This window comes from Halorubrum sp. AJ67 (genome assembly GCF_000513435.1).
This window is the reverse complement of record NZ_CBVY010000002.1, coordinates 190,196-192,411: the sequence shown is the minus strand read 5'-3', so window position 1 is coordinate 192,411 and position 2,216 is coordinate 190,196. Positions and strand designations below refer to the sequence as shown.

The 2,216-nt window shown below is 70.2% G+C and carries 4 protein-coding genes; 3 read left to right on the top strand and 1 reads right to left on the bottom strand.

The window, feature by feature from the left end; translation table 11 throughout:
• The 3 genes from BN903_RS02875 to BN903_RS17110 form a co-directional block, all read left to right on the top strand.
• Nucleotides 1-700, top strand: a 700-nt coding sequence (locus BN903_RS02875) for a hypothetical protein (RefSeq protein ID WP_048076294.1), incomplete at its 5' end; no start/stop codon positions are given.
• Nucleotides 701-769: 69 nt separating this feature from the next.
• On the top strand, nt 770-1,069 hold the full coding sequence (locus BN903_RS02870) for a hypothetical protein (protein WP_048076293.1): 300 nt from the start codon (nt 770-772) through the stop codon (nt 1,067-1,069).
• A gap of 123 nt (nt 1,070-1,192) precedes the next feature.
• Nucleotides 1,193-1,369: a hypothetical protein gene (locus BN903_RS17110; RefSeq protein ID WP_195155691.1), complete on the top strand. Its 177-nt coding sequence runs from the start codon at nt 1,193-1,195 to the stop codon at nt 1,367-1,369.
• A 76-nt stretch (nt 1,370-1,445) separates the two neighbouring features.
• Here the strand turns inward: BN903_RS17110 and BN903_RS02865 are convergent.
• Nucleotides 1,446-2,216, bottom strand: a 771-nt coding sequence (locus BN903_RS02865; protein ID WP_048076292.1) for a type II glyceraldehyde-3-phosphate dehydrogenase, incomplete at its 5' end; no start/stop codon positions are given.

Genomic DNA, 2,216 nt, shown 5'->3' with positions numbered 1-2,216 from the left:
GTGGGTACTCGGCGTGCTGCTGCTCGTCGGCGGTCCGTTCTCGCTCGTATACCTCCTGATCGCCTACGACCGATCGACCGAGGGGGCCCGCGAGGAGCTCCGGTCGACGTTCGGCGACTACTCGCTCTCGGTGGGATCGATCCGTCCCCGCTGGGTGCTCGCGGGTATCGTCCCGCTCGCCACGCTCTGGGTGTGGGGACCGTCGCCGACCGATATCGGACTGTTCTACCTGTTCCCGCTGATCTGGTTCCTACCGATCTTCGCCGGCTCGAAGGGAACGTCGATCCGGCTCAGTCCGGCGGAACGCGTCGTCGAGCGGACGGACCACACGCACGACCGAACTCGGACTGACGACCTCGACTCTGTGGTGCGGACCCGCCGGATCGACTTCCCGTGGACGACGGTGTTCCTGCTCGCCTACCGGGGGAACGCGTGGTATCGGTCGACGCCGTGGCTGTTCGTGCCGTCCGAGAAGGCGGACGCGGTGGAGTCGACACTCGACGCGGTGCTGGCGGCGAGCGACGGGCCGGACCGCGCGAGCGTTCCGGAGCGAGTCACGCTCGCCGTTCTCGGCTCCTTCTCGCTCGTCGTCGGCCTCCTGATGGCCGTCGCGGGCGGCGAGGGCGCGGGCGGGATCGCGCTGGCGCTGCTCACCGCTCCGTTCTCAATCCTCTTCCTCGCGCTCGCCGCCCGACTGTGAGCCGGCTACGGCACCGGATGTGCGACCCCCTACCACGCGACTCATATACCCGCGTCCCGTAACACGGACATGGACAGACAGCGTCTGGAACGCGCGCTCGAAGACGAGTTCGGCGGGACCGAGGCGGAGCGGCGCGCCGTCTCGCGAGCGGCCCGCGACCTCGTCGACTCCGGTCGGCCCTCCGAGGACCGCGGCCACGGACTGACGGTAAGCGGGGCGGTCGGACACATGGAGGACGCCCCGGACGGCTCCTCGCTGGTCGAGCGGTGGAACTGGTGGATGGGCGCGCTCGACGCCGCCTACGGCGGCTACGACTACTTCACGGTGCGGTTCGTCGACGGCGACGAAGCGGCCGGTCTCCGCCGATAGGCCGGATCGGAGTTCGACCGCGATCCGATCTCGGATTCGCCGGCACCGACGCCGAGGCGTCCACTTTCACTTTCACTCCGCGGACGGCTCGGTTATAGGAGCGTTCCCTCCCGATCGGGAGGTATGAGCGCAGTCACCGCCGACCGACCGCAGTACGTGACGCCGACGCGCGTGGACGTCACCGAGTGTCGAACCGACCGCCTCCCGGACCGGGCCCGTGCGAACCGCGTCGACGGCAGCGAGGTCCACCTCGAACGCCGCGGCGGGCGGACGTACCTCGTGACCCGACCGACCGAGTGAGTACTGTCTCCGCCCGGTAGCGGGCGAAGCGGACCGACCGCGGCCCGACTGATAGTGAGAAAATCGAGCGAACCCGTCAGTCGTCGGCCGCGAGTTCCGCGCGCGCCAGTTCGCCGTCCCCCAGTCGGCTGTCGAGACCCACGCCCAGCGTCTCGTTCGTGCGCGCCATCGATTCGGCTCGACCGACGTCGGTCGCCATCGCGCGGATCGCGTCGACGTTCTCGGGGACGACGTCGGCCTCCTGGTGGACGTTCTGGAAGAGGTAGAGGTCCCGGCCCGTGACGCTTATCGACTCCTCCCAGACGCAGTTCTCCCAGAGGTCTCCCCGGGGACGTCCCGCGTCGGCCGCGTACTCCTTCAACGCGCCGGCACCGTCGATGCCCGCGGCCGCGGGGACGAGAAAGATCCGGTCCTCGCCGGCGAGCAGGTCGCGGACGTCGTTCTCGTCCGGTTCGGTCTCCAGCGTGACGTTGACGCTGTGGGTGTGCATCCCCGTGACGGGAGCCTTCAGCGCCGCGGTGTCGACCGCGACGTCGGGGAGGATCTCGTTCACGTCGGGGCCGTGGTGGGAGGGGACGGTCGCCGGGTCGGGGAGGATATCGTTTATCGGGCCGCGGTCGGTCTCGCTCGGGTCGCCGCCGCGGCGCACGAGGGTGACGCGCGCCTTCTCGACCCCGTACGCCTCGTCAAGCGGCGCGAGCAGCCGTGAGAGCGCGGTCGTGTTACAGGAGACGACTCGGACGGTGTCGGCGTCGCGGGCGGCCCCGAAGCGCCCGCGAGCGTTGAACGAGGCCTCGGCGACGGCGGCGTCCTCGCCGCCCTGGAACACCGCCGGCGTGTCGTGGGC